The organism is Jeotgalibacillus sp. ET6 (genome assembly GCF_029667115.1).
In the GTDB taxonomy this organism is placed as follows: Bacteria; Bacillota; Bacilli; order Bacillales; family Jeotgalibacillaceae; genus Jeotgalibacillus.
Window position 1 is genome coordinate 650,356 of sequence record NZ_JARUIU010000001.1, and the last position, 25,221, is coordinate 675,576.

At 41.7% G+C, this 25,221-nt stretch carries 28 protein-coding genes; 3 read left to right on the forward strand and 25 right to left on the reverse strand.

What is annotated here, in order from left to right; all coding sequences use genetic code 11:
* Positions 1-17 precede the first annotated feature (17 nt).
* From P6709_RS03285 to P6709_RS03380, 20 genes are all read right to left on the reverse strand, one after another.
* Positions 18-896, reverse strand: a complete 879-nt coding sequence (locus P6709_RS03285; protein ID WP_278239451.1) for a polyprenyl synthetase family protein — start codon at positions 894-896, stop codon at positions 18-20.
* Positions 893-1,132 carry an exodeoxyribonuclease VII small subunit gene (locus tag P6709_RS03290; RefSeq protein WP_278239452.1) on the reverse strand — a complete coding sequence of 80 codons (240 nt, stop codon included), beginning with the start codon at positions 1,130-1,132 and terminating at the stop codon, positions 893-895. Before P6709_RS03290 ends, P6709_RS03285 begins: the two co-directional genes overlap by 4 nt.
* On the reverse strand, positions 1,129-2,481 hold the full coding sequence (gene xseA / locus P6709_RS03295) for an exodeoxyribonuclease VII large subunit (protein ID WP_278239453.1): 1,353 nt from the start codon (positions 2,479-2,481) through the stop codon (positions 1,129-1,131). Before xseA ends, P6709_RS03290 begins: the two co-directional genes overlap by 4 nt.
* Before the next feature lie 236 nt (positions 2,482-2,717).
* Entirely contained in the window at positions 2,718-3,569 is an 852-nt protein-coding gene (folD, locus tag P6709_RS03300; protein ID WP_278239454.1) for a bifunctional methylenetetrahydrofolate dehydrogenase/methenyltetrahydrofolate cyclohydrolase FolD, read from the reverse strand.
* A gap of 21 nt (positions 3,570-3,590) precedes the next feature.
* On the reverse strand, positions 3,591-3,992 hold the full coding sequence (gene nusB, locus P6709_RS03305; RefSeq protein ID WP_278239455.1) for a transcription antitermination factor NusB: 402 nt from the start codon (positions 3,990-3,992) through the stop codon (positions 3,591-3,593).
* Positions 3,993-4,146: 154 nt separating this feature from the next.
* Positions 4,147-4,563, reverse strand: coding sequence for an Asp23/Gls24 family envelope stress response protein (locus tag P6709_RS03310; RefSeq protein WP_278239456.1), 417 nt, complete (start codon positions 4,561-4,563; stop codon positions 4,147-4,149).
* Between the two features lie 17 nt (positions 4,564-4,580).
* Positions 4,581-5,939: an acetyl-CoA carboxylase biotin carboxylase subunit gene (accC, locus tag P6709_RS03315; protein ID WP_278239457.1), complete on the reverse strand. Its 1,359-nt coding sequence runs from the start codon at positions 5,937-5,939 to the stop codon at positions 4,581-4,583.
* Positions 5,940-5,955: 16 nt separating this feature from the next.
* Positions 5,956-6,450 carry an acetyl-CoA carboxylase biotin carboxyl carrier protein gene (gene accB, locus P6709_RS03320; RefSeq protein WP_278239458.1) on the reverse strand — a complete coding sequence of 165 codons (495 nt, stop codon included), beginning with the start codon at positions 6,448-6,450 and terminating at the stop codon, positions 5,956-5,958.
* Positions 6,451-7,592: 1,142 nt separating this feature from the next.
* A complete protein-coding gene (locus tag P6709_RS03325; protein WP_278239459.1) occupies positions 7,593-8,144 on the reverse strand; it encodes a SpoIIIAH-like family protein in 552 nt (183 codons plus the stop codon).
* Positions 8,145-8,150: 6 nt separating this feature from the next.
* Positions 8,151-8,768 (reverse strand): hypothetical protein, encoded by a 618-nt coding sequence (locus P6709_RS03330; RefSeq protein ID WP_278239460.1) that lies wholly within the window; start codon positions 8,766-8,768, stop codon positions 8,151-8,153.
* Positions 8,769-8,772: 4 nt separating this feature from the next.
* Entirely contained in the window at positions 8,773-9,306 is a 534-nt protein-coding gene (locus P6709_RS03335; RefSeq protein ID WP_278239461.1) for a stage III sporulation protein AF, read from the reverse strand.
* Between the two features lie 13 nt (positions 9,307-9,319).
* Positions 9,320-10,477: a stage III sporulation protein AE gene (spoIIIAE, locus tag P6709_RS03340; protein ID WP_278239462.1), complete on the reverse strand. Its 1,158-nt coding sequence runs from the start codon at positions 10,475-10,477 to the stop codon at positions 9,320-9,322.
* 16 nt (positions 10,478-10,493) lie between these two features.
* Entirely contained in the window at positions 10,494-10,892 is a 399-nt protein-coding gene (locus P6709_RS03345) for a stage III sporulation AC/AD family protein (protein WP_278239463.1), read from the reverse strand.
* Positions 10,893-10,901: 9 nt separating this feature from the next.
* Positions 10,902-11,108 carry a stage III sporulation protein AC gene (spoIIIAC, locus tag P6709_RS03350; RefSeq protein WP_041059197.1) on the reverse strand — a complete coding sequence of 69 codons (207 nt, stop codon included), beginning with the start codon at positions 11,106-11,108 and terminating at the stop codon, positions 10,902-10,904.
* A gap of 17 nt (positions 11,109-11,125) precedes the next feature.
* Positions 11,126-11,641: a stage III sporulation protein AB gene (locus P6709_RS03355; protein WP_278239464.1), complete on the reverse strand. Its 516-nt coding sequence runs from the start codon at positions 11,639-11,641 to the stop codon at positions 11,126-11,128.
* Positions 11,638-12,576: a stage III sporulation protein AA gene (gene spoIIIAA, locus P6709_RS03360; RefSeq protein WP_278239465.1), complete on the reverse strand. Its 939-nt coding sequence runs from the start codon at positions 12,574-12,576 to the stop codon at positions 11,638-11,640. The genes P6709_RS03355 and spoIIIAA overlap by 4 nt, the downstream gene beginning before the upstream one ends.
* A gap of 119 nt (positions 12,577-12,695) precedes the next feature.
* Entirely contained in the window at positions 12,696-13,256 is a 561-nt protein-coding gene (gene efp / locus P6709_RS03365) for an elongation factor P (protein ID WP_278239466.1), read from the reverse strand.
* Between the two features lie 23 nt (positions 13,257-13,279).
* Positions 13,280-14,341 carry a M24 family metallopeptidase gene (locus P6709_RS03370; protein ID WP_278239467.1) on the reverse strand — a complete coding sequence of 354 codons (1,062 nt, stop codon included), beginning with the start codon at positions 14,339-14,341 and terminating at the stop codon, positions 13,280-13,282.
* A complete protein-coding gene (gene aroQ, locus P6709_RS03375; protein ID WP_278239468.1) occupies positions 14,338-14,787 on the reverse strand; it encodes a type II 3-dehydroquinate dehydratase in 450 nt (149 codons plus the stop codon). The genes P6709_RS03370 and aroQ overlap by 4 nt, the downstream gene beginning before the upstream one ends.
* Before the next feature lie 64 nt (positions 14,788-14,851).
* The gene (locus P6709_RS03380) at positions 14,852-15,328 is read right to left on the reverse strand and encodes a YqhR family membrane protein (RefSeq protein WP_278239469.1); all 477 of its coding nucleotides are present in this window, start codon (positions 15,326-15,328) and stop codon (positions 14,852-14,854) included.
* A gap of 164 nt (positions 15,329-15,492) precedes the next feature.
* Between P6709_RS03380 and P6709_RS03385 the strand changes: the two genes are divergently transcribed.
* The gene (locus P6709_RS03385) at positions 15,493-16,440 is read left to right on the forward strand and encodes a DUF1385 domain-containing protein (RefSeq protein WP_278239470.1); all 948 of its coding nucleotides are present in this window, start codon (positions 15,493-15,495) and stop codon (positions 16,438-16,440) included.
* A gap of 39 nt (positions 16,441-16,479) precedes the next feature.
* Positions 16,480-16,866 (forward strand): SA1362 family protein, encoded by a 387-nt coding sequence (locus P6709_RS03390; protein WP_278239471.1) that lies wholly within the window; start codon positions 16,480-16,482, stop codon positions 16,864-16,866.
* Here P6709_RS03390 and P6709_RS03395 read toward each other — a convergent pair.
* The 3 genes from P6709_RS03395 to P6709_RS03405 all read right to left on the reverse strand — a co-directional run bounded on the left by P6709_RS03395 (position 16,858) and on the right by P6709_RS03405 (position 21,743).
* Entirely contained in the window at positions 16,858-17,745 is an 888-nt protein-coding gene (locus P6709_RS03395) for a patatin-like phospholipase family protein (RefSeq protein ID WP_278239472.1), read from the reverse strand. The genes P6709_RS03390 and P6709_RS03395 overlap by 9 nt on opposite strands.
* A 284-nt stretch (positions 17,746-18,029) precedes the next feature.
* Positions 18,030-20,579, reverse strand: coding sequence for a vitamin B12-dependent ribonucleotide reductase (locus P6709_RS03400; protein ID WP_278239473.1), 2,550 nt, complete (start codon positions 20,577-20,579; stop codon positions 18,030-18,032).
* A gap of 333 nt (positions 20,580-20,912) precedes the next feature.
* Entirely contained in the window at positions 20,913-21,743 is an 831-nt protein-coding gene (locus P6709_RS03405; RefSeq protein WP_278239474.1) for a lipoate--protein ligase family protein, read from the reverse strand.
* A 156-nt stretch (positions 21,744-21,899) separates the two neighbouring features.
* On the opposite strand from P6709_RS03405, the gene P6709_RS03410 reads away from it, so the two are divergent.
* Positions 21,900-22,280, forward strand: coding sequence for a rhodanese-like domain-containing protein (locus tag P6709_RS03410; RefSeq protein ID WP_278239475.1), 381 nt, complete (start codon positions 21,900-21,902; stop codon positions 22,278-22,280).
* A 125-nt stretch (positions 22,281-22,405) separates the two neighbouring features.
* On the opposite strand, the gene gcvPB is transcribed toward P6709_RS03410, so the two are convergent.
* Positions 22,406-23,881 carry an aminomethyl-transferring glycine dehydrogenase subunit GcvPB gene (gcvPB, locus tag P6709_RS03415; protein ID WP_278239476.1) on the reverse strand — a complete coding sequence of 492 codons (1,476 nt, stop codon included), beginning with the start codon at positions 23,879-23,881 and terminating at the stop codon, positions 22,406-22,408.
* Positions 23,874-25,217, reverse strand: a complete 1,344-nt coding sequence (gcvPA, locus tag P6709_RS03420) for an aminomethyl-transferring glycine dehydrogenase subunit GcvPA (RefSeq protein ID WP_278239477.1) — start codon at positions 25,215-25,217, stop codon at positions 23,874-23,876. The genes gcvPB and gcvPA overlap by 8 nt, the downstream gene beginning before the upstream one ends.
* Between the last annotated feature and the right edge of the window lie 4 nt (positions 25,218-25,221).

Sequence of the window (25,221 nt, forward strand, 5' to 3'; positions counted from 1 at the left end):
TTTTTTTAGCGGGAAGCTTATGAGCTGCGTGCAGCGATCATGTCTGTAATAGAGAGCAGAAGACTCTTTTCAAACTGAAGCAGTTCTAATCTGTTTTTTGCCTCTTCTATGTGATAGTCCAGCTTTTCCTTTGCTCCATCCATTCCAAGCAACGCGGGATATGTGCTTTTATTTCTCGATTCATCGCTTCCTACCGGCTTTCCAATCTCTTCTTCCGTTCCTTCAACGTCGAGGATATCATCGCGGATCTGAAACGCAAGACCTATATGCATGGCAAATTGTTCAAGATGGCGAAGCTGAGATTCTGTCGCACCGCTGATTATACCTCCAGCGAGCACTGCAAATTGCAGCAGCCTGCCTGTTTTTCTGAAATGGATAGATTCAAGCTCGCTGATTGAAAGTTTTTTATTTTCCCCTTCAATGTCTGCTACCTGTCCTCCAACCATCCCTTCTGGACCTGAACATCTTGAAAGTTCGCTAATCAGCCTTACTTTTTGTTCGGAAGAAATTCTGCTTGCAGTAATGAGAGAAAAACTTTGTGTCAATAAGGCATCACCGGCAAGAATCGCAAGTGCTTCACCAAACACAATATGGTTAGTGGGCTTACCCCTTCTTAAATCATCATCATCCATGCTTGGAAGATCATCATGGATGAGAGAATACGTATGAACCATTTCTAACGCAGCAGCTGTTTGCAGTCCTTTTTCACATTCTTCACCAAATGCATGGATGGTGGCTAGAACAAGAATCGGGCGGATGCGTTTGCCCCCTGCATCAAGTGAATAGGCCATTGCTTTTTTTAACGAATCAGGAGCACCTGACTGATGCATTGCTGCAGCCAGTTCACGCTCGATCTCTTTTTTGTACTGTTCCACAAAGGATTCAAAAGTCGTCATACCGGGTCTTCTCCTGTCTCCAGGTCAAGAGGCTTTTCACCATCTTCTGTCATAACGGTTGCCATTTGTTTTTCTGCGTGCTGAAGCTTATCATGGCATAGTTTAGATAGGTCCATGCCTTTTTGATAAATGGTTAAAGCTTCTTCTAGAGGCACATCTCCTTCTTCCAGCTTTGATACAATCGTTTCAAGTTCATTCATTGCTTCTTCAAATGTCAGTTGTTTTTTTGCTGTCATTTCACGTCACGCTCCTTGATTTCTTTAACAGTGCATAATAAATCTTTAGAAACCAGCGAAACACGGATTTCCTGCCCGCTTGCAATAGCTGAATCATCTTTAATTAATTTATCTTCTTTATCATATACCAAACTGTATCCGCGTTTCATAACTCCCAGAGGACTAAGCGCCTGCAAAGTTCCTAGAGCACCATTAAACTGAGATGATTTTTGTTTAAGGATTTCATTCATGCGATAGGATATTAAGCGATCATGTGACTTTAGACGTTCTTTTTGAACCGAAATCATTTGATTTGGGTGCATGCGTTCAAGTCGGTGATTTAACCCTTTAAGTGTTTCAAAGCGGGATTCTGAAAGCTTGTATACTTCTCTTTTCATTTGAAGCATGAGCCTGTCGAGCCGTTCCATCTGCTGCTGGTAAAGTCTTTCCGGTTTTTTGAAAATTATGGACCCTGTAAGGATGCTTAGCTGATGTTTTTTGTGTTTCACCAGTTCATTCATCGCTCTCATATTCCTCATTTGCTTTGTCATCAGCCGTTCACGCACCTCTTCAATATGAGGCACTGCCATCTCTGCTGCTGCTGTTGGGGTTGGAGCACGGTAATCAGCTGCAAAGTCAGCGATCGTCGTATCGGTTTCATGCCCCACAGCCGAAATCACCGGGATCGGGAAATTCGCGATTTTCCTTGCGACTGCTTCTTCATTAAAGGGCCATAGTTCTTCAATGGACCCGCCCCCTCTCCCAACAATAAGCAATTCGAGAGAGGGATCTTTTTGGGCTAAATCCATTGCTTTTACTATACTGCCTGATGCTTTATCGCCTTGAACAGAAGCTGGAAATAACTTTAGCTTTGCTATGGGGTATCTACGCTGTATAGTGGTGATGATATCCCGAATGACAGCACCTGTTGGAGAAGTGACGACGCCGATTATCTTCGGGTATAACGGCAGAGGCCTTTTATGTGAAAGATCAAATAAACCTTCTTTTGCGAGCTTTTCCTTTAATTGCTCATACGCTAAAAAAAGAGCTCCAACGCCTTCAGGCTGCATGGATTTTACATATAACTGATATTGACCGGATGCTTCATAAACGGAGGCGTCCGCTGTAATAAGCACCATCATGCCATTTTCAGGGGTGAATTTCAATTTGCTGCTGTTAGCAGAAAACATCACAGAAAGAATTCTCGCTTTATCATCCTTCAAGGTAAAATAACAATGCCCGCTTGAATGACGCTTAAAATTGGAGATTTCTCCCTGTATATGCAGATTAGTCAGGTGAGGGTCTGCATCAAATTTTCTTTTTATGTACTTCGTTAATGCATTCACAGTGAGATATTTTCTTTCGGTCATTCGATTTTCACTTCCCTTCTTATTTTAGCTTACCTAAACGAGGACTGTTATTTCAACAATTTAAACCAGGCTCTCCACCAGACTTAGCTCAAGGCAGTGTGCTAAATATTTTAGATGTTCCATTTGCCGCGCACCCTGCATTCCTGATCTATTTTTTACCGCTATTCTAATCATCTCACCACAGCAAAGGAGCCGGCAGCAGATGGCCGGCTCCTAAAGGAAGTTGCATGACTGAGTTAAAGTGAATGCTTTTCCGCTGACTTAACGGTATTTGCGAGCAGCATAGTTATGGTCATAGGACCTACACCGCCTGGTACAGGTGTAATTGCCTGAGCCTTTGAAGAACAGCCTTGAAAGTCAACATCTCCGCAAAGTTTACCTTCGTCATCACGGTTCATTCCAACATCAATGACGACCGCTCCCTCTTTTATATGCTCTTTTGTAATCAGTTCTCTAATTCCAACTGCAGCAATGATAATATCGGCCTGTTTAGTATGGCAGGCAAGATCTTTGGTTTTGGAATGACAGTATGTAACTGTAGCATGTTCCTTTAACAGCAATTGTCCCATCGGTTTTCCTACGATATTGCTTCTTCCCACGATTACAGCGTGCGCTCCTGCCAGTTCGATGTTTTCATATTTAAGCATTTCTATAATTCCATAAGGCGTGCAGGGTACAAAGCCATCTCCCCCTGTCATTAATCGCCCGGCATTAATGGGATGAAACCCGTCAACATCTTTCGAAGGATCAATAGTCTCGATGACTTTCGTTTCGTCGATATGAGAAGGGAGAGGCAGCTGAACCAATATGCCATGTATGGCAGAATCGTTATTTAATTCGATTACTTTATCTAAAAGTCCCTGCTCTGAAATCTCTTCATCCAGCCTGATTAAAGTAGAATAAATGCTGTGTTTTTCGCATGCTTTTTGTTTCATGGAGACATACGTTTTAGACGCTTGATTATCTCCTACCAAGACGACAGCCAGTCCTGGAGTAACACCGGAATTTTTTAGGGTCATCACTTTATTCTCGATTTTTTCACGCATATGCTGAGATATTTTTTTACCATCAATGATTGATGCAGACATTGAAATTGCCTCCCCGTGAGATTAATCCCGTGAATGCAATGTACCTAAGATCTTAGATAGAACCCCATTCACGAATTTACTTGATTTGTCATCGCCGAAACGCTTGGATATTTCTACCGCTTCATTTAAAACAACATTATGAGGCACATCTTCATTTTTATATAGTAATTCATAAAGTGCTACACGAAGAATATTCCGGTCTACCCGTGCCAAGCGCTCTAACTTCCAGTGCTGAAGATGGTCCTGAATCATGCTGTCAATTTTTTCTTTATGTTCATTGACTCCAACCACTAATGATTCAAGATAGTCATCCTGTTTTTCATTTTCTAATACATTTTCAATAGCCTCAAGTGGCTCCATCTCATTCATGTCCATTTGAAAGAGGGCCTGTAGTGCTTTTTCCCGAGCCGTTCTTCTTTTCATTGCTTCATAAACTCCTTCACTAATTACGTATGATTCCATGTCATAAAAAGATCATAGCATAAAATAACCGCACCGCATAACGGAACTTTCCTGATTTTTTATTTTCGTAAAAATGAAAAAACAGGCGCATATTCACTATGCACCTGTTTATCCGTTATTCTTCTTCGTTTTCATCCTGATCAATCTTTTGAGACTCGAATTGAATGCCCACAACGTGAATATTTACTTCCTCCGCTAAAAGGGCAGTCATGTTTTTAAGTGTCTGCCGTATATTGTCCTGGATTTTTTGAGCAACCGATGGAATAGACACACCAAATTTAATGGTGCAGTAAACATCTACCACAATGCCTTCTTCTCCCAGTTCAACCTTGACACCTTTGCCATGATTTTTTTTGCCAAGCCTTTCTACAACACCTGACGCAAAATTCCCTCTCATTTGCGCAATGCCTTCAACTTCTGATGCGGCAATGCCGGCAATGACTTCAATCACTTCAGGAGCGATCTCAATTTTCCCAAGCTGGTTATGCTCTAAGCTGTTCATTTGTAAAAGCTGCGGTTGATTCTCAGCCATGTAATCGACCTCCTATTTTAGTCCTTTTTTGCCATAATATCATAGGTTTCTAAAAATTTCGTGTTGAAATCTCCACCTGCAAACGTTTCGTGATCAAGCAAACGCATATGGAACGGGATGGTTGTATGAACACCTTCGATAACAAATTCATCAAGCGCCCGTTTCATCTTCGCGATTGCTTCTTCTCTTGTTGCCCCATGTGTAATCACTTTTGCAATCATCGAATCGTAATAAGGAGGGATTATATAACCAGGATATGCAGCAGAATCAATTCGTACACCCAGACCTCCCGGCGGCAGATACATTTCTATTTTACCTGCTGATGGCATAAAGTTCTTTTCGGGATTTTCAGCGTTTATTCTGCATTCGATTGACCACCCTGAGAACGTTACATCTTCCTGGGTTAAACTTAACGCTTCTCCCGATGCTACGCGGATTTGTTCTTTTATAAGATCCACACCTGTAACCATTTCAGTAACCGGATGCTCAACCTGGATGCGTGTGTTCATTTCCATAAAGTAAAAGGATTGTTCTTTAGGAGAATAAATAAACTCTACTGTACCTGCTCCTGTATACTTTACAGCCTGCGCTGCTTTTACCGCAGCTTCTCCCATTTGTGATCTGATTCCCTGATCAAGAGCAGGAGACGGGGTTTCCTCGAGCAGTTTTTGCAGTCTGCGCTGAATCGTGCAGTCTCTTTCTCCCAAATGAATAACCGAGCCATGGTTATCAGCCATTACCTGAATCTCAACATGTCTGAAGTCCTCTATAAACTTTTCTATGTAGACTCCCGGATTGCCGAAAGCTGTTTCAGCCTCCTGCTGGGTGACTTTAATTCCTTTTAGAAGATCGGATTCACTGCGCGCTACACGGATGCCTTTCCCTCCGCCGCCTGCAGTTGCTTTAATAATGACCGGATATCCCATGTCATTAGCGAGATCAATTGCTTCCTCCTCGCTTTTTATAATTCCTTTTGAACCCGGAACGATTGGTACTCCTGCTTTGCGCATCGTTTCTCTGGCTACATCCTTCGTTCCCATTTTAGAAATGGCTTCAGGACTCGGTCCGATAAAAATAATATTGCATTCACGGCAAAGCTCTGCAAAATCACTATTTTCTGCGAGAAACCCATATCCCGGGTGAATAGCGTCAGTGCCGGTAAGCTTTGCAGCGCTAATGACATTGGTGAAATTAAGGTAACTTTCTTTGGAGGTTTTAGGTCCTATACAGATTGCTTCATCTGCCATTTGAACATGCAGGGCTTCTTTATCTGCTTCAGAATAAATCGCCACTGTTTCAATATTCATTTCATGACAGGCACGAATAATCCGTACAGCAATTTCTCCTCGGTTAGCAATTAATATTTTTTTGATCATTCGTATTCGCTCCTAACTATTCCTTCACAAGAAAAAGTGGTTGGCCATATTCAACAAGCTGGCCGTCTTTAACTAAGATCTCAACAATTTCCCCTTTAACTTCTGCTTCGATTTCATTAAATAGTTTCATCGCTTCTACAATGCAAACCGTAGAATCTTCGTTCACTTTTGTGCCGACTTTTACAAATGGCTCTGCATCAGGCGAAGATGATTGATAAAAGGTGCCTACCATTGGGGATTTGATTTCGATAGCGCCTTCTGAAGAAGGAGCTTCTGTGGTCTGCTTGGTTTCAGTTTCAGAGACTGCCTTTTCTGCAGGTGCAGAGGGAGCAGATTCAACTGGCGCAGTCTTCACTTGCTCTGTTGCTGTTTCAGCTGCCGGCTGCTGCTTAGCAGACTGCACCTGTTTTCTTAATTTAATTTTTTCTCCATCATTTTCATACGTAAATTCATCAATTGTAGATTGATCAATTAATTTAATAAGTTCTCTGATTTCTTGTACTTTTAACATAGTGGACACTCCTTGGCCTTTAATAATAAATTAGTAGCAGCTGCTAATATCATACGTTAATTTATTGTTTAAATTCAACAGCCACCTGAAAAAAAGTCACATACAGGTGAAATGGCTTACACTGTTGCCATTGTATCATACAAAGATGCTCTTAGGTCAGGATGGATCATTCGCGTGAAAGGAACTTTCTTCTAAAATTAAGGCTGTGGTAAAAGTAAATGTTGATAGTTGATTTAAACCAACATTTATTTTAAATTTTAGGTATCACCTAAAGGCTGGTGAGGATAGTGAGAGCGATAGATATGCTTAGAGAGATCCAACAATTAAATCTGACGAAGAAGCAAAGGCTACAAGTATTCCTTAATGTAAGAATAAGCAAGGATACACATGCCCTCGCTGCCAATCCAAACAAATTTTCAGATTTGGCAAATACGCTACCCTTACCTATAATAATCTTAGGTTAGCTAAGTTCAAGATAATCATTATTTTATTATTCAACTGAGCACACAAAATAAGGTGTACGCTCAGTTAAGTAGCATAACTTTTAAAATGCCACAGTAAACAATTATCAGCCTTTATATAGGTTTTGTATTAGTAAGAAAATTAGGCTGTAAAAGATGAACAATAAACTTTTTTGATTTTTGCTGTTTTTTTTACGTTTGCGACCGTTATCTTGAATAATGTTCTGCAAACTGCCATCGGGGGATTTTTGATGACATTACGTTTTTTAGCTTTTGTAGTGTTAATTTTAGGGTCTGTATACTACATAATTAAGTCTTACATTAAACAATTTAATTACAACCAAAAGAGCCGGGAAAACGTTGAATAATTTCTGAGATGGGGACAAATGTTAAAAAAGTTTAAAAACGAAGTAGTATTTATAAATAGCAAGAGGTGAACGGAACGGAAGGTGGCGACTCCGGCAGGATATGACGGCAAGCTGAGACTTTACTGGGCTTCGCCCTGAAAAGGCTCAGCGCCGTCCCTGCGGAAAGCGTCCACCTGAAGTGAAGTGAACCGGTCAGCGAGCCTGAGACACGTTTTGTTCCAGGCTCATTTTTTTAGTTAAGATCAACAATAAAATTTACAGAACAAAAAATAAAAAAGAAACTAGCCAACTTGCGCTAGTTTCAGAACCTTTTTTATTCTCCTGGCTGAAACTCTACATAAACCATTTTTGACTCTCCAAGTTCTTTTCTGCCTAATTGAATTAATTCATTGGCAGCTTCTTTTGAGTGACTATTGTCAGGTGATTTTACGGAAATAATGACTCGGTCCTCTTCAGACCGGACAAGCGCATCCTCATAGCCGAGGCCTTTGATCATCGTTTCAATCATCGCTTCTTTTGTTTCAAGATTTGTCAAATCAGCCATTTCTGTAAAAGCTTCGTTTTTCTCGTCAGCGGAAAATTCATTTGATGCGACTTTCGTTCTCAATTGATCTTTAAGAGCATTTCGCTGATCCTGCACTTCCATGCGAAGCACCTCAAACATCTCATCCTCCACTTCTTGGGCTGATACATCTACATCATCTTCAATTACCCATTCTTCTCCATCTTCTCCAAGGACCATATCCGCTGTATCATCCGGCATAACCGGAGAAGCCTGGTCTCTTGGGGAAGTCACATAGTATACAGACAGGACTACGACTAAACTAACCATTGTTAACAGCCATACCGTTTGTTTTTTCAGCATTATTCGTCACGACTCCTTCTGTTGGGTTGAAACAACTGCCACACGGTGTGTGGAGATATCCAGCACACGGGCAACTGATTCAATTATCCATTTTTTCACCTTTATGTGATCTGCTCCTTCTGCCACGATCATGACACCCAGAACAGTTGGCTTTTCTACATAACTTAAAATTGGATCTCCATTTTGCCCTTGATTCCCGAGAACAAGTTCTCGTGTGGATGAGCGCCGATCCATGGAAGATTGTTCATTCTCCCTCTGGTCAGTAGATTGATCCTGCTGAAGCGTTTCGTTTTTTTCATATATTTTTCGTTCACTTGTGGCCAAATTGACCATCACATTTACTTCGTTTGTTCCAAGTGCTTTTTTCAAAATATCTCCAAGTTGTTTTTCAAGGTCCTTTTCCATGTTTCTTATGGATTCGTCACTTGAAGCTGCATTTTCACTGACAATGTCAGCCGGGTTGGAAGGAAGCTCCTGTTCAGGAGGTTTCGTCCCCTGAAGCAGCATCATTAATGCGCCTGCTACGATTAAGATCATGACCAGCTGGAATTTTCTATTTGACGTCGGATCTCTGGAGGAAGCAATCCAATCCCTCAGCTTGTCCCATCCCTTTTTATCTGCCACAGTTTCACTCCCCTATATGCGTTAATGTAATGGATTCCACCGGCACTCCCCATTCCTGGGCCAGCAGCAACAGCAATTCCTGTTCATTATCAGAAGTAATTTGTGACAAACTGTTCAACTCTACCTCTACCTCCCCCTTGAATTCTTCTATTGACGAATCATTCGGCCAGACAGTCACATTTGAAAGCTCGATATTAAACTGCTCCAAAACAATTGGATTGACCTGTTTTGCCAGCTTGTCTGATACCTCACTCCATATGTATGATTGATGTTTGTTATTCATGTCATGAATCATTGCCTGACCTTCTTCTTGTTCAGCAGCGATGCTGTCTTCAATTTGTGAAAAGGGAACTGTGACAATTGATTGCTCATTTCGAAAAAAATAAAACAGCGGCTCTAAAAGTAAAATGAGCAGGAGCCCCCCTAATGCCAGTCGAACAAACGGCCTCCAGGAGTTTGAAGGAATCAGTAAATCTGATAACGCCATCAGCACCACTAGTACCAATAGATTAATGACCCATTGATAAACGGCATCCATAACTTTTCACTCCTTATCGAATCATCAGGGGAATATTGCTGACAATCATCAGCACGACAATTCCCAGCAAAAACATAATGGATACTAGCACCAGTGCTCCACAGAGATGGAAGAGTCCTTTGCTGACAGCATCAACAGCTTGTACCATTCCAGGGTGGCCCAAAGGCTCCATAACGACCGCACATATTCTGTACATAAATGCGATAACAAGTATTTTCAATGCTGGAAAAAGCACCATGATCCCTAAAACTAATGCACCAGCCAGACCAACCGCGTTTTTAGCCAGAACAGATGAAGCAAGCAGGAGATCCGTTGTGTCTGCTACCACCTTTCCAATGAATGGAATAAACTGACCTGCAATGGTTTTAACGGTTTTGGCTCCCACGCCATCTGCTACAGACGTCGTCACTCCCTGAACAGAAAAAATCGACATATAGATCATGATAATGACTCCTAAAAGCCAAATTCCCACCTGCCTGCATAAGCCGGCCATTTTTGACGTCTTAAAAGAAATTGAAATGGTGTCTACAATATCAAGAAGAATGGACAATACAAACAAGGGAACAAGAAAGTATTGCATAAGGTAATGGCTGAATTGAACGATGAAAAGAAGAATCGGGTGGGAAGCAGCCGCTGTCGTGATGCTGCCCGACAAAGTCAGCATGGCCATATACAAGGGTAATAGAGCATACATAAAATCAGCCATCAGATCGATTGTCTCATTTACATAGGTGACACAAATCTGGACGCTTTCAATCACAATCATGAGCAGCAGGCCTGTCATTGCTACTGAACTGACAGATGCTACACCACTGGATGAAAAAGATTGCTGAAGTGTCTGCAGGATCGATCCAATCACTAATAGCAACAGAAGCCAAAAGATAATATGCGCCTGCTCTGCCACCTCGTGAAAAATAAAACGCATAATACCTGAAAACCATTCCATGATGGTGCTTTTCGGCTGAAAAACAATGGCAAGCAGGTCATGCTTTGTAAGCGAGGGTAAATATTCACCGTAAACACCGGTCAGCTGATCCCAAAACCCGAGCCATGCTTCATGATCCTGACCTTCAAGCTGCTCATTTACCTGCTCGTTAACTTGTTCATTTACTTGTTCATTTAGATCTGGAGATGGATTTGTTTGTTGGTTGATACCAGGCTGAGCGCTCATGAAGCTGTTCATCCTCTCATTGTGCTCCGGGCAATAATGTCAGCATTCTTTGAAGCAATTCATAAAAGATGGGCAGCGCAATCATTAGAATAAATATTTTCCCGGTCCACTCCACGATGGTTGCGAGCAGCTGCTGACCGGCACCCTTTAAAAGATGAGCACTTGTTTCTGAAATAAAGGCGATCATTAAAACTTTAATGAGTGTCGATATATATAAATCCATTTGAGGCAAGTAAGCTGAAAAGCGCTGCACCATTCCAAGCACCAGCTGAATGGAAAAAAATAACTGGGTCAACAGCATGGTAGCAGCGCACAAGGATAAAAGCATCGAGATGGCTGGGGATTTCTCTTTTAACATAAGCGACATAAAACCAGCTAAAAAACAAATTCCGATTGTTCTCAGCAGCTCATCCATCGGATTCTCCTATTCATAAAACATAAAAACGGAACGAATAGTGGTAAAGAAAGAATCCAACGCCTGAAGTACAATAAAGAGAACATATAAAAACCCCGCAAAAGCCAGCCACTGTGCAAAGTCCTTTTTTCCAACCTGGTCTAACACTGTGTATAGAAGCGCAACTACTAGTCCTACTCCTGCGATTTTAAATAACGTATCAATGTCTATTGCCATAGATATCGCTCCTATCTTTAACTAAGAAGCAAAACAATTAAAATGCCTCCCATTACCCCTAAAGCTTTGTAGACTTTTCCCATTTGAACAGCCCTGCTTCTCGCTTCCTGATGGCAGCTTCTTAGCATATCAATGATGAAGCTTAATTCCTTATCGATTGATTGACGGTCATATGGCTTGATCGCTTCTCCAATGCGCATCAGCCATTCCAGATCTTCAGGCAATAAATTTGATACAGGCTTATAAGCATCCACCGCTTTTGTCCAAGCGTCATTTAAAAGAGATTGATTTTTAGTTAATTGCTCTTGGAATAAGCCAAAAAGCACTGCAACTTCACCCTTGCGCTGCATTTGTGTACGAATAATCTCCAAAATGGGTGTTTGTCTTTTAACAATTTCGTTTTGCATCCAGGTAAGGGCTTGGGCAAATTCGACTAATGCAAGCTGTCTTTTGTGAAGTTGATTGGACCTTCTGAAACCCTCAAGACTGGATCCTGCAACAATCAGAAGTGCTCCTATCCAGTGAATCGTCATGGTTTTCTTTCTGAAAAAATGATTTTTCTGCCGTTTTTAAATAAGGTATATCCTGTTTGATTGCAGTGAATATAATGATGAATTTCAGATTTTAACAGCTTGTCCATGATTGCCCGTTTTTGTAATTCTTCAATTGAATTGGCGTGGGCGGTCATAATCATCGATACACCTGTATACATCGCATCCATGATGGCATAAATATCACGTTCATGACCTATTTCATCCACAATCATAACTTCAGGACTCATTGACCGGATCATCATGGTCATCCCTTCTAATTTAGGGCACCGATCTAAAACATCTATTTTTGTGCCGAACGTAAGCTGAGGAACTCCATGGTGACAAGCAGCAATTTCAGATCTCTCATCGACAATCGAAATTTTTTTTGAACGATCTTCACACCCTTGATGATGGAGCGAAATATATCTTGCAAAATCCCTTAACAGCGTCGTTTTCCCGCTTTTTGGAGGGCCGATAAGCAAGCAGTGCTGCCACCGCCTGGCAATAGGATCCCATAGCTCGTCCATAAAAGGATCTGCACAGCCGATCTGCTCAGACGCAATCCGGATAGCAAAAGATGAAATCGATTGAATTGCTTTGACTCTTCCCTCCTCAAGAGTTACTTTTCCGGCAATTCCAACCCGATGGCCGCCTTCAATCGTCACATATCCCTTTTTCATTTCTTCTTCCAGAGAATAAAAGGAGTGCTGAGAAATCTTTTCTGCAATATGCTGACGGTCGTTTTGTGATGGAACGTAGTCTAAATCCACCGTTCCATGATGGCTTTCAATTTGCACAGGCCGTCCAATCCGGATTCTGATTTCTTCTACTCCGGCTAGCGAAACTGTAAAGCTTTCAATCAGTAAATGCTGCAGTCTTTCCGGAAATAAAAAAAGAATCGTATGCATTCCATCAACACCCTTGCAATTTATCATTGTGGTTTATCCTATTGGCTGAGTTCATGTTTTATGACATAAAAAAAACGCTGGGACAAAAGTGTCTCAGCCTCATAAAAAAGCTGCAGGGAATAATCCCTGCAGCTTTAAATCATTTGTTATTGAGCTCTAGATACATATGTGGAATCAGTGGTATTAATGATTAACACGTCATCTTCATTAATAAAAAATGGCACGTTGACAGTCAGTCCTGTTTCGACTGTTGCAGGCTTGGAGCCTCCGCTCGATGTGTCCCCTTTGATCCCCGGCTCGGTTGCTATTACTTTTAACTCAACCGTGTTAGGCAGTTCAACACCTAATGTTTCCGTTTGATACATCATGATTTGTACTTCCATATTCTCTTTTAAAAACTTCAGTTCATACTCAATTTGGCTGGCAGGGATTTCAATTTGATCATAGGTTTCGTTATCCATGAATACATGCATATCGCCATTTGCATACAGATACTGCATTTTACGATTATCTATTTGCGCTTTTGCTACTTTTTCTCCCGCTCTGAAGGTTTTTTCCTGAATAGCTCCCGTCCGGAGATTGCGAAGTTTAGAACGGACAAATGCCGCTCCTTTTCCCGGTTTCACATGTTGAAAGTCAATAACTCTCCAAATTGAATTGTCTACTTCCACCGTCAAGCCTGTTTTAAAATCATTAACTGAAATCATCATAATCCTCCTATTACTTGACCCTATAAAATAATTAAATCCTTTGTTGAGTGAGTCAAGGTTTCATTTCCGTTTTTTGTAATAACTGTATCATCTTCTATTCGAACACCGCCTAGATCGGCGATGTAGATACCCGGTTCCACTGTGACAACCATATTCTCAAGAAGTTCTATGTCTGATCTTGAGGAAAGTCCCGGCCCTTCATGTACTTCCAATCCAATGCCATGTCCGAGAGAATGACCGAAATATTCACCATAGCCCTTGGAGGAAATATAATCCCTGGCAATAGCATCCGCTTCTTTTCCAGTTAAACCGGGTCTTATTTTCTCCATCGCAAGCAGCTGCGCATCAAGTGTTACCTGATAAATTTCTTTCAGCTGGTCACTTGGCTGTCCTAATGCAACTGTCCGTGTGATATCAGAAACATACCCTTTATGAAGAGCGCCGAAATCCATCGTAATGAATTCCCCGCTTTGAATAACCTTGTCGCTTGCAACCCCGTGTGGAAGTGCAGAGCGTTCACCCGAAGCAACAATAATATCAAAAGAAGAGGATTGCGCACCAGCATTCCTCATAAAAAACTCAAGTTCATTCGATACTTCAAGTTCTGTTTTTCCAGGCTGTATAAAGTCAAGGATATGTTTGAATGCAGCATCCGCGATGTCGGCTGCTTCCTTTAATATCTTAATCTCTGAATCTGTCTTAATCAAGCGCAACTTTTCAATGACCCCGGATACAGGCACCAATTGGGTCTGTACGGCTTCTTCATATTGCTTAAATGTACCGAATACCACGTGATCCTGCTCAAATCCGAGACGCTTTATACCAAGCTTTTCCACCTGAGAAGCTACTTCCTGATGGATGGGGCCCTTATGCTGGACGATTGTAAATTCCTTTGCCTGATCCGCTGCCTGCTCAGTGTATCTGAAATCAGTGATAAACACCGCTTCTTCCTGAGAAATAACAGCGATTCCTGCTGAACCGGTAAAATTGGATATGTACTTTCGATTGTATGAGCTTGTGATCATTAAACCATCAAGATCGTGCTTAAGCATTTGTTTTCTTAGTTGTTCTACTTTACTCATTCTTTTACTTCCCCCTTGTTTAGTTTCAATAAGGCGCTGAATGCAAGTTCATAACCCAGGACTCCCAAGCCTACAATCTGTCCGATGGTAACGGCAGACAAAACAGATGTATGCCGAAACGCTTCCCGTTCGTGAATGTTGGATATATGTACTTCTATTACGGGTATATCTACTGATGAGATTGCATCCCGAAGTGCGTAACTGGTATGGGAGTAAGCCCCTGGATTAAAGATGATCCCCTCAAGCCCGTCATCCGCTGCAAGATGTATGGCATCAATCAGCTCCCCTTCATGATTGGACTGTTTCGCCTGCAGTTCTGTATGGTTCTCTCCTGCGATTTGCTGCAGCTTTTTCTCGATATCATGTAAAGCAGCAGAACCATAAATATCCGGCTCCCTTACACCCAGCCGGTTAAGATTGGGTCCATTCAACAATAAATACGCCATTATGAAGCCACCTTTTTTGCAATGTCATCTAGCTAAGTGTATCATAATGATCCAAATTGTCCCACTACTTGGTGCTGTCCTCTTCCTCTGTATAAGGCTCATCGTAGGAGATGGAAAAACCGACAAATGCACCGTGTAAAATAAATAGGCAGCAAAATGAAATAATGGAATGGTGTTTTAGATCAGTGACATCAGGACCCATATCCATCCACCATCCGAAAAAGAGAAAAATAACAGCAAAGAGTATGACATTTATAAAAATTCCCGGCCACATGGTATCCGATTTTTTGATGGTCCATTGATAAAGCAATGCCCATATAATAGAGAGAATGCAGATCATCACCCACCATAATATGTGGGGTACAATTCCTTCTTGCCAAGCCGGAGCCAAAAATTCCCATGTAGGCATCAATGAATTTTTGGGAATAAAATGAAAGAAAAGGAATCCTTCATAAAATAAGCTGAAAAATAATCCGCCTGTCAAACCGATCGCAATTGTGAGCGGAGTTCGTTTTATAGTAGGCAATTCAACATTGGACATACATCGTTCACCCTTTTTTCTTTTCAGTATGTCCATTGAAGGTCCATTTTTAACCGACAGAATGGAATAAAAATTCTTTCATCTAGTAGGAATGCCTTTTTTTTAGTAAACTAAAGATACCTTTATTTACGAAGGAATGTAAAACAGTAGGTTGGTGCATGTAAATGAGTAATCAGAAAAAACCGGCATATGGCGGTCAGGCAGTAGTTGAGGGTGTCATGTTTGGCGGCCGTCATCACACGGTTACCGCAATACGCCGAAAAGACGAAACGATTGAATACTTTCATCTTCCACGCAAAACCAAACCATCTTTTCAAAAAATGAAGAAAATTCCGTTCTTAAGAGGAATCATTGCCTTAATTGAATCGAGTGCCAATGGCACGCAGCATCTGAATTTTTCAAGCGAGCGTTTCGATGTTTTGCCTGAAGAAGACGAAAAGGTGCAAAAAGAACAGAAATCCTCCAAACTTGAAATGATATTTGGCATTGCTGCAATTGGTGTTTTGTCCTTCCTTTTTGGAAAATTTATTTTTACATTAGTTCCTCTGTTTTTGGCCGCTTCACTCGACTTTGTTATTTCAGGCCGAACAGGCCAGGTTATATTGGAAAGTGTTTTTAAAGTGATCCTTCTTCTATTGTATATTTACTTTATTTCGATGACCCCCTTGATTAAAAGAGTGTTTCAGTACCATGGTGCAGAGCATAAAGTAATTAATACTTTTGAAAATGGTCTTCCCCTGACAGTAGAAAATGTTCAATCACAATCCAGACTTCACTACAGATGCGGTTCAAGCTTCATTTTGTTCACTGTTATCGTAGGTATGTTTGTTTACTTGCTTGTACCGCATGATCCGCTGATTGTAAGAATTCTCAATCGAATTGCCTTAATTCCGGTCGTACTGGGAATTTCTTTTGAAGTTCTTCAGTTAACGAATAAAGTCCGCTCCATTCCAGTACTGAGGTTTTTAGGCTACCCGGGACTGTGGCTCCAGCTGCTGACAACAAAGGAACCGAAAGATGATCAGGTTGAAGTGGCCATTGCCTCGTTTAACCGGATGATGGAACTGGAGAAAGAGTCAGAATCAGGTTTAAAAAAAGCGGCACTTGTCTAAACTAAAAAGTAAAGGTTTGTTTTATGGGAGGTGGCTAGTGTGAATGCTAGGATGGCCGTTTTTTACAGTGTAATTGCTTTAGCGATTTTCGGATTGGCTTATACCCTTATTACCGATCCGGCAAGTTTATTCGCAAGAATATTAACCTACGCAGTGATCATTGGTGTGATCTATCTACTTTACCGCTTGTGGACCGCCCGTAAGCCTGGACGTGGAGATCAGCAGGCGTTTAAAAAAGCGGCGCGGCAATCAAAAAAGCGTTACGGCAACCCCGTATCAGCATCGAAACTTAAAAGTACCGGCAAACACCCTTCTTCTAAAAAAGCAATTCCTTTAAAAAAATCTTCTGTATCCCGATTAGATGGTCCTAAGCTGACTGTAATTGAAGGGAAAAAAGGAAAGAAAAAGAAAAAGATATCACTTTAAATTAAGTGTTTTTAAATAATCAAGTGTATGTGCACGTCCTGATTTTATCAGGGCGTGCATTTCGTTTGTTGTCAGAAAAGCATCCGCTGGAGATAAATCCGGCACCGGGATAATTAAGACATTTTTTCTGTCAATCTGCTCCAGGTGTCTCGCATCATGTGCTTCCTTCATCGTAATAAATAAAGCAGAGTATAATTCAATTACATTTTTAATTTTTCTTGCAGGCTCCTTTTGACTCGCAGCCTGTAATTGAAAGCCGATGATCGGAATCGATGCGACCGCACCTTTTTCCTCAAGCAGCCAGATCGGAAAGTTGCTCAATACCCCTCCATCTACAATTAAATGAACATTCTTACCCTTTGTCCATTTTACAGGCTGATAAAAGAAAGGAAGGGAAGCACTCATTCTGACTGCTTTTGCGATTTTAAGGGATAGAGGATCCCGGTCATAATAAACTGCATCATCCGGTAAAACTATCATTTTTCCGGAAGTCAGATCTGACGCAACCATTTTGAATGAGCCCATAGGAAGGTCATTGAAGGATTGAATGCCCTTATCGTTAAGCTTTAGTTCCAGCCATTCCAAAAGTCCGTCTCCTGAGTACAACCCTTTCTTCCAATAAAGCTCGATCCACTTTACCCACGAAGGCAGCCATTTATTTCGTTTATTTTCTTTAAAAAATAGATGTGACAAGGCTGGCAGCATATTTTTTATTTCGGCTGAGGTATACCCGGCGGCTACCAGAGAACCGATTACCGCACCTGCACTTGTACCGGCAACCCTTCTCACTCTAACCCCTTTTTGCTCCAGCGCTTCAATGACCCCTATAAACGCAATCGCTTTGACTCCTCCTCCGGAAAAAACCAGATCAATGATCATCCCGTCACCTCCATACCCTCATTTATATGAGTGATTTAGGAAACAATGAAAAGAAGCCTGAGACAAAGTGTCTCAGGCTCATTGATCTGTTTACTGCGCTTTAGGCAGGCGCTTTCAGCAGGAACGGAGCTTGAACCTATTCAGGATCTTGCCCTGTAAAGTCTCAAGCATCCGTCATTTCCTGCTGGGAGTCGCCATCTTCCGCTCCGCTCTACTTATATGAATTAAACATACTGCCTCATTATCTAAACCTTTATTGAGATTTTCCCTACTTCATGTTTATTTTATAAACCGCATTTTAATTGAGCATTACAGTTTGTACAAGTGTTGCAGCCGCCAATTTCTTTAACCGTTCCTTTGCGGCAGACAGGACAGGTATTGCCCAGTTCAGATCCGATCGTGACATTCGTGGACCGCAAGTCCTGAATTGTATCAACAAGCACAACGTTCTGCTTAGTATTTTGAGTTGATTCATTCATATTGTTTTCTTCTGCTTTTAACGTGAGCACCTGCGAATCACGGCTTCCATCTACATAAACCGTACCGCCTTTTGCTCCGCCCTTGTACAATCTTTCATATACACTTTCTACCTGCTCTACGGCATACCCCTTTGGAGCGTTCACCGTTTTGGAAATAGAACTGTCGATCCATCTTTGAATCACACATTGCGTATCGGCATGCGCTTCAGGAGCAAGCTCCATAGCTGTAACAAAGAAATCAGGCAGATTATTTTCAGAAGCAGAAGGATTAAGATCCAGGTATTCACGCACAATATCTGCTTTTACTTCAATGAACTTGCCAAGTCGTCCGCTTCTGTAATAGGTAAATGAGAAATATGGCTCAAGCCCGGTAGAAACTCCAACCATGGTACCCGTGCTTCCTGTTGGCGCAACAGTTAGCAGATGAGAGTTTCGTATGCCATACTCGCGTATTCCCTCTTTAATATTCTCAGGCATTTTCTTCATAAAGCCAGTTTCTGTGAATGCATTTCTTAACCGTGCTGTCTCCTCTGATGATGCTCCTTCAAGAAATGGGAATGCCCCACGCTCTTTAGCGAGTTCAATAGAGGTGCGGTAAGCTGTCACAGCAATTGTTTCAAAAATTTCATCTACCAGCTTATTGCCTTCTTCTGAGCCATATTCTTTTTCGCAATAAATCAGCAGGTCGGCTAATCCCATCACACCAAGACCTACTCTTCGTTCCCCAAGTGCCTGCGTTTGATTTTCCTCAAGAAAATAAGGAGTGGCATCAATAACATTATCCTGCATTCGAACGCCGATCTCGACTGTTTTCTTCAGTTTGTCAAATTGCACCTTCCTGGCTTTTTTATCAGCAAACTCAGCAAGGTTCACAGCTGCCAGGTTGCAGACTGAATAAGGTGCAAGCGGCTGTTCACCGCAAGGGTTTGTTGCAACGACCTGCTGACCGTAGCTTTTGGCATTTGTCATGTCGTTGGCGTTGTCAATGAAGAAAATACCAGGCTCTGCAGAATACGTGGCACAGATATTAATGAGATTCCACAGCTCTTTCGCTTTAATTGTGCGGTACGTTCTGACCGCATTTCCTGCTTCCTCCCATTTGCGTACATCTCCAACCTCATGCCAGGAATCGTTGTAGGCAGTCATTTGTTCTTTTGAATAGGATTCCACGTCAGGAAATCTGAGTGCATACTCTTCATCCTTATCTACTGCCTGCATAAAGTCGTCTGTTAAACAGATGGAAATATTCGCACCTGTCAGAAATTCAGGGTTATGAACAGAATAAGTACCGCCTGTTGCGAGCTTTTCTTCCGCATCTTCGATAATTTTTTCATTAAAACCGCCGAATCCAGGAATATCCTTATAGTTTACAATGCTCTGATACATTCCAACTTCCTGTTCAGTCAAAGGAGTAAACTTTAATTTTTCCTGGGCGATTTTTTTTATAAACTCATCCTCAGTTGTCTCCAGAAGAAAGCGAAGGATGCGGGGATTTTGCATTTTAGAAATAATAAATTCAACAATATCCGGATGCCAATCTGACAGCATGATCATTTGAGCTCCTCTTCTGGAGCCTCCCTGCTCTACTAAATGAGTTAATTTAGCGATGTCATCCAGCCAAGATACTGAGCCGGAAGATTTTCCGTTAACCCCGCGCGCCAATGTATTTCTTGGCCGGAGAGTGGAGCCATTTGTACCAACTCCGCCGCCGCGGCTCATGATTTCCATTACCTGCTTCCGGTGATCTGAGATGCCTTCTCTGGAATCTTTCACAAATGGCATCACATAGCAGTTAAAGAAAGTGACATCCGTTTTTGCCCCTGCCCCGTACAAAACTCTTCCCGCTGGAACAAAGTGAAGACTGGATAATTCTTTGTAAAACTCTTTTGTCCACTTTATGCGGTCCTCTTCTGTTTTTTCAACTGAAGCAAGTCCTGTTGCATTTCGCAAGGCAATTTGTTCATAAAAGATTTCAAGCGGTTTTTCAATTACATCCAGCGATCGGACAACGATGCCGGTTTCGATTTCTTTTGGTGTATCCAGAGAGTTTCTGAATTCTTCTTCAATTAAAACATGTGCTTCTCTTTTTTCGGAGTTAATACTTTGTATGTATCCTAATCCTCTGGCAGGAAATTTTGGATCTTCTCGAATTGTGAGCACAACAAAATCACCTGTGCGAAGTGATTTTTTTTCTGTATCCTTAAAGGCATAACGGTCGAGCATAACCAGACGCGAAACCCCTTTATGAGTTATTTTCATATACGGAGTAATTGGGTGAACCGGGTCGAATTTTGCAATATCCTGATTTAATTGTTCTATATTTAGTGCTGTATGCTGTGTAGATAGTGAGGTCATCTTTCTATCCCCTTCCATAAGTTATTGATTGATTGTAGTGTACTCTTTTTCGAAAGAAAACACAACATATAGTACTCCAGAAAATTGCATTCATACTATATATAGTTTTTTCAGTCAATTAAAAAATAAGTGTCAAATCGGAAAATACCTGAATTTAAAAGAAAACAGCAGGTCTGGCAGGTAAATTAGGGTAAATCACCTTATTTCGGTCTAATTCAAGGCTTGCATTTTACGACAAAGTTTTCTTGCTGAAATTCTTCTTAAAAAAACAAAAAAAACGAGCGAACTTGCCCGTTTTTTATTATTTAAGACTGCCGTGCATTTTTTATCAAATCATCTTTTAAAATTCCATTCGTCATTGTTATACCGTCTTGTCATGATCTCATTGACGTATTCATGCTCTTCTTTGTTTAATGAATACTCTTCCAGTTTTATCGATAGACCTTTTTCAAATCCTTGACGGAATGCTTTTTTCGCCTGTTTAAGGGATACTGGACGGTCCGCCATCTGGTTAATCGCAACGGCTTTTTTCTTAAATGCCTGCTGCATTCGTTCTTTTACGCGCTCATTTGAGTAATGAAACAGGCTGAACAATTTTTCTTCATCAATATCGAGAAGGATTGAACCATGCTGAAGAATTACACCCTTTTGTCTCGTTTGCGCACTTCCCGCAACTTTTTTTCCTTCAACCACTAATTCATACCAGGAAGGTGCATCAAAACAAACTGAGCTGCGAGGATTTTTAAGCTGATTTTTTTCATCCGCTGTTTTAGGTACTGAAAAATAAGCATCCAGACCCAGATCGCGAAAACCATGTAAAATCCCCTCGGAGATCACCCGATAAGCTTCAGTAACTGTTTGGGGCATAGCAGGATGCTCTTCGCTGACAATTACACTATAGGTCAGCTCATGCTCATGCAGGACTCCTCTGCCACCCGTTGGCCGTCTGACAAATCCGAGGCCATGTCTGGCAACCTCATCCAGATTAATTTCTTTTTCTACATTTTGAAAATAACCAATTGACAGAGTTGCAGGATTCCATCCGTAAAATCGAATAGTTGGCGGGATCTTCCCTTCACTGTGCCAATCCAGCAGCGCTTCATCCAACGCCATATTAAAGCCCGGCGAAGCGTTTCCTGAATCGATAAATCTCCAAGTTTCCATCACACATCTCTCAATTCTTTTAAATTATGTCGATTTTAGTCTAACAGAAGTAGAAACTTTTTCAAAGAGCCCGGTTTTACGATAATTTTCTTTGAACTTCTGGCAAATGCCCCCTATAATAAAAGGAGTGTTATAAATAGAAAGGGGTCAAAAGAGTTGGAATCACTTTATGTCTTAATTGGTGTATTAGTTGCGATCATACTATACTCAACTTACACATATTTTCGTCAGAAACGCATTTTAAAACCCTTAACAGAGGAAGAGTTTAAGAGCGGCTATCGCAAGGCTCAGCTGATTGATATTCGGGAACAGCGGGAATACGATGGCGGCCATATATTGGGGGCACGAAACATCCCTCTCTCCCAGCTTAAAATGAGAATCGGTGAAATACGTCCTGATAAGCCGGTCTACCTCTATTGTCAAAACGGCATGAGAAGCGGACGCGCCGCACAGCTTCTTCACAAAAAAGGAGTAAAGGACCTTTATCAGCTTAAAGGCGGTTTTAAAAAATGGACAGGCAAAATTAAACGGAAATAATTCCTTTATCATTTCCTGTTTATAAATAAGGATCGCTTAAATAGGATTATCTCACTACTATTTTATAAAATGACAGCAAAAAGATCCAAAGATTACTCTTTGGATCTTTTTTTAGTGAGAAGGTCTTACACTTCGACTGCTTCTTTTTTAATATAGCGAAGAACAGGCTGACGTGCTGCTTTTGTTTCATCCAGACGTCCGATAATCGTTGTATGTGGAGCATTTTGAACGACTTCCGGTGAATCTTCTACTTCCTTGGCGATTTGAATCATTGCGTCTATGAATGCGTCAAGTGTTTCCTTAGATTCCGTTTCGGTCGGCTCGATCATCATACACTCTTCGACATTTAACGGAAAATAAATGGTCGGAGGGTGGTATCCGAAATCAAGCAGGCGCTTTGCAATATCAAGCGTTCGCACACCCAGCTTTTTCTGGCGTTTCCCGCTCAATACAAACTCATGCTTGCAATGACGATCAAATGGCAGATCAAAATGTGGAGCAAGTCTTCTCATCATGTAATTAGCGTTTAGGACTGCATACTCACTTACTGCCTTCAGTCCATCCGGCCCCATAGTACGGATGTATGTGTAGGCACGAACATTTATACCAAAGTTGCCGTAAAAAGGTTTCACTCTGCCAATTGAATCAGGACGGTTATAGTCAAAGTCATAGCGATCTCCATTTTTAACTAAGATCGGCTTAGGAAGGTAAGGGACTAAATCCTTCTTAACTCCGACTGGACCTGAACCGGGGCCGCCTCCGCCATGCGGACCGGTAAACGTTTTATGAAGGTTTAAATGGACTACATCAAAGCCCATGTCCCCAGGACGCGCCTTGGACAGCACAGCATTTAGATTAGCACCGTCATAATACAGCTTCCCGCCTGCTTCATGAATAATTGAAGCCATCTCCAGGATATTTTCTTCGAACAATCCGAGCGTATTCGGATTCGTCAGCATAAGTGCCGCCGTGTCCTCTCCAACAACCCGCTTTAAATCCTCAAGATCCACCAGACCTTGATCATCGGACTTCACTGTAATAGTATCAAAGCCTGCAACTGTTGCTGAAGCAGGATTGGTTCCGTGGGCTGAATCCGGTACAATGACTTTTGTTCGTTTAAAGTCGCCGTTTGCTTCATGAAAAGCCCGGATCATCATCAAACCGGTCCATTCTCCGTGAGCGCCTGCTGCCGGTTGAAGAGTTACCTCATCCATTCCCGTAATTTCAATCAGGTGCTGCTGCAAGTCATACATTAATTCCATTGCCCCCTGAACAGAGGAGGCTTCCTGCAATGGATGAATATGAGCAAATCCTGCGTACCTCGCTACAGATTCATTTACCTTCGGATTGTATTTCATCGTACAGGACCCTAGCGGATAAAAGCCGGAATCCACTCCATGATTTCTCTTCGATAATGCGGTATAGTGCCGCATAATATCCAGTTCTGCCACTTCAGGCAGCTCCGGAGCGGTTTCCCGGATAAACCCCTGTGGCGCCAGCGATTGAATGTCTACATCCGGTACATCAAGCGGTGTTAAGCTGTAGCCGGTTCTGCCTTCTTTTGATAATTCAAAAATAAGCGGCTGATCTTTTTTATGCATACTGAATCAGCTCCTTTACAAAAGTATCAATATCTTCTTTCGTGCGCTGTTCTGTTACCGCAACGAGCATCTGATTTTCACGGTTTTCATAGTCTCTGCCTAAATCATATCCTGCAATAATTCCTTTTTGCAAAAGCGCTTCATTTATTTCTTTTACCGGCCGGCTTAATTTAATGACAAACTCATTGAATGTATAACCTTCCTCAGCAAGCTGAATACCGGCTGATGTAAGCTGCTGTTTTGCATAATGAGCTTTTTTAAAATTCTGCCGGGCAATTTCTTCAATTCCTCTTTTGCCAAGTGCAGTCATGGCAACAGATGCTGCAAGTGCATTAAGAGCCTGGTTGGAGCAAATGTTAGACGTTGCTTTATCCCGTCTGATGTGCTGCTCTCTTGCCTGCAGCGTCAAAACGTATCCTCTTTGTCCTCCATCGTCTGTCGTTTCTCCTACTAAGCGGCCTGGCACTTTTCGCATTAGCTTTTTAGTGACGGCAAAATAGCCGCAATGAGGTCCGCCAAATGCTTGAGGCAGGCCGAATGGCTGAGCATCACCAACAACAATATCTGCTCCGAATTGTCCTGGCGGCGTCAAAGCACCCAGGGACAGTGGATTGGAAGACACGACAAACATCGCTTTTTCAGTATGGGTAATGGCCTCAATTTCATCCAGACGTTCGATCTGACCAAAAAAGTTTGGATACTGAACCATTACAGCTGCCACTTCATCTGTCAGCATTTCTTTTAATTTTTCGAGGTCTGTTACACCATTTTTCTGAGGGACCGTGACCACTTCAATATGCTGTCCCGCTGCATAAGTTTTCAGTACCGCTCTTGATTCTGGATTTACGGCTTCAGAAACGAGAACTTTCTTCCTTCTTGTCTGACCTGCAGACAGCATTGCCGCTTCTGCAAAAGAAGTTCCACCATCGTACATTGAAGAATTCGCCACTTCCATACCAGTCAGCTCACAGATCATGGTCTGATATTCAAAAATCGCCTGCAGTTCGCCTTGTGATATTTCGGGCTGATAAGGGGTATAGGCCGTGTAAAATTCCGAACGTGAAATTACATGATCCACAATCGCAGGAGAATAATGGTCGTACACGCCTGCACCCAGAAATGAAATATACTGTTTTGTATCGGCATTTTTTGCCGCCATATTTAAAAGTTCTCTTGTCAGGGCAGTTTCAGATTTAGCTGGCTTTATCTTTAAATCTCCCTGAAAACGAACCTTTTCAGGTATATCGGAAAAAAGATCGTTTATATTTTCAACGCCGACTGCTTGAAGCATTTCTTTTTGGTCCTGATCCGTCATGGGCAAATAGCGGTGATTCATAGTT

Bases quoted from the DNA above. Each gene is read 5' to 3' on its own strand.
- P6709_RS03395 (WP_278239472.1), bottom strand. From the start codon at position 17,745: ATGATCATTGATCTGGTTTTTTCCGGAGGAGGAGTCAAAGCGATTGCG.
- accC (WP_278239457.1), bottom strand. From the start codon at position 5,939: ATGATCAAAAAAATATTAATTGCTAACCGAGGAGAAATTGCTGTACGG.
- P6709_RS03385 (WP_278239470.1), top strand. From the start codon at position 15,493: ATGAGTAATCAGAAAAAACCGGCATATGGCGGTCAGGCAGTAGTTGAG.
- P6709_RS03380 (WP_278239469.1), bottom strand. From the start codon at position 15,328: ATGTCCAATGTTGAATTGCCTACTATAAAACGAACTCCGCTCACAATT.
- spoIIIAE (WP_278239462.1), bottom strand. From the start codon at position 10,477: ATGAGCGCTCAGCCTGGTATCAACCAACAAACAAATCCATCTCCAGAT.
- P6709_RS03370 (WP_278239467.1), bottom strand. From the start codon at position 14,341: ATGAGTAAAGTAGAACAACTAAGAAAACAAATGCTTAAGCACGATCTT.
- P6709_RS03355 (WP_278239464.1), bottom strand. From the start codon at position 11,641: ATGACGATTCACTGGATAGGAGCACTTCTGATTGTTGCAGGATCCAGT.
- spoIIIAA (WP_278239465.1), bottom strand. From the start codon at position 12,576: ATGATAAATTGCAAGGGTGTTGATGGAATGCATACGATTCTTTTTTTA.
- P6709_RS03290 (WP_278239452.1), bottom strand. From the start codon at position 1,132: ATGACAGCAAAAAAACAACTGACATTTGAAGAAGCAATGAATGAACTT.
- accB (WP_278239458.1), bottom strand. From the start codon at position 6,450: ATGTTAAAAGTACAAGAAATCAGAGAACTTATTAAATTAATTGATCAA.
- P6709_RS03335 (WP_278239461.1), bottom strand. From the start codon at position 9,306: ATGGATGCCGTTTATCAATGGGTCATTAATCTATTGGTACTAGTGGTG.
- P6709_RS03310 (WP_278239456.1), bottom strand. From the start codon at position 4,563: ATGGCTGAGAATCAACCGCAGCTTTTACAAATGAACAGCTTAGAGCAT.
- nusB (WP_278239455.1), bottom strand. From the start codon at position 3,992: ATGAAAAGAAGAACGGCTCGGGAAAAAGCACTACAGGCCCTCTTTCAA.
- P6709_RS03345 (WP_278239463.1), bottom strand. From the start codon at position 10,892: ATGGATGAGCTGCTGAGAACAATCGGAATTTGTTTTTTAGCTGGTTTT.
- gcvPA (WP_278239477.1), bottom strand. From the start codon at position 25,217: ATGAATCACCGCTATTTGCCCATGACGGATCAGGACCAAAAAGAAATG.
- spoIIIAC (WP_041059197.1), bottom strand. From the start codon at position 11,108: ATGGCAATAGACATTGATACGTTATTTAAAATCGCAGGAGTAGGACTA.
- folD (WP_278239454.1), bottom strand. From the start codon at position 3,569: ATGTCTGCATCAATCATTGATGGTAAAAAAATATCTCAGCATATGCGT.
- xseA (WP_278239453.1), bottom strand. From the start codon at position 2,481: ATGACCGAAAGAAAATATCTCACTGTGAATGCATTAACGAAGTACATA.
- efp (WP_278239466.1), bottom strand. From the start codon at position 13,256: ATGATTTCAGTTAATGATTTTAAAACAGGCTTGACGGTGGAAGTAGAC.
- P6709_RS03400 (WP_278239473.1), bottom strand. From the start codon at position 20,579: ATGACCTCACTATCTACACAGCATACAGCACTAAATATAGAACAATTA.
- P6709_RS03325 (WP_278239459.1), bottom strand. From the start codon at position 8,144: ATGCTGAAAAAACAAACGGTATGGCTGTTAACAATGGTTAGTTTAGTC.
- gcvPB (WP_278239476.1), bottom strand. From the start codon at position 23,881: ATGCATAAAAAAGATCAGCCGCTTATTTTTGAATTATCAAAAGAAGGC.
- P6709_RS03285 (WP_278239451.1), bottom strand. From the start codon at position 896: ATGACGACTTTTGAATCCTTTGTGGAACAGTACAAAAAAGAGATCGAG.
- P6709_RS03405 (WP_278239474.1), bottom strand. From the start codon at position 21,743: ATGGAAACTTGGAGATTTATCGATTCAGGAAACGCTTCGCCGGGCTTT.
- aroQ (WP_278239468.1), bottom strand. From the start codon at position 14,787: ATGGCGTATTTATTGTTGAATGGACCCAATCTTAACCGGCTGGGTGTA.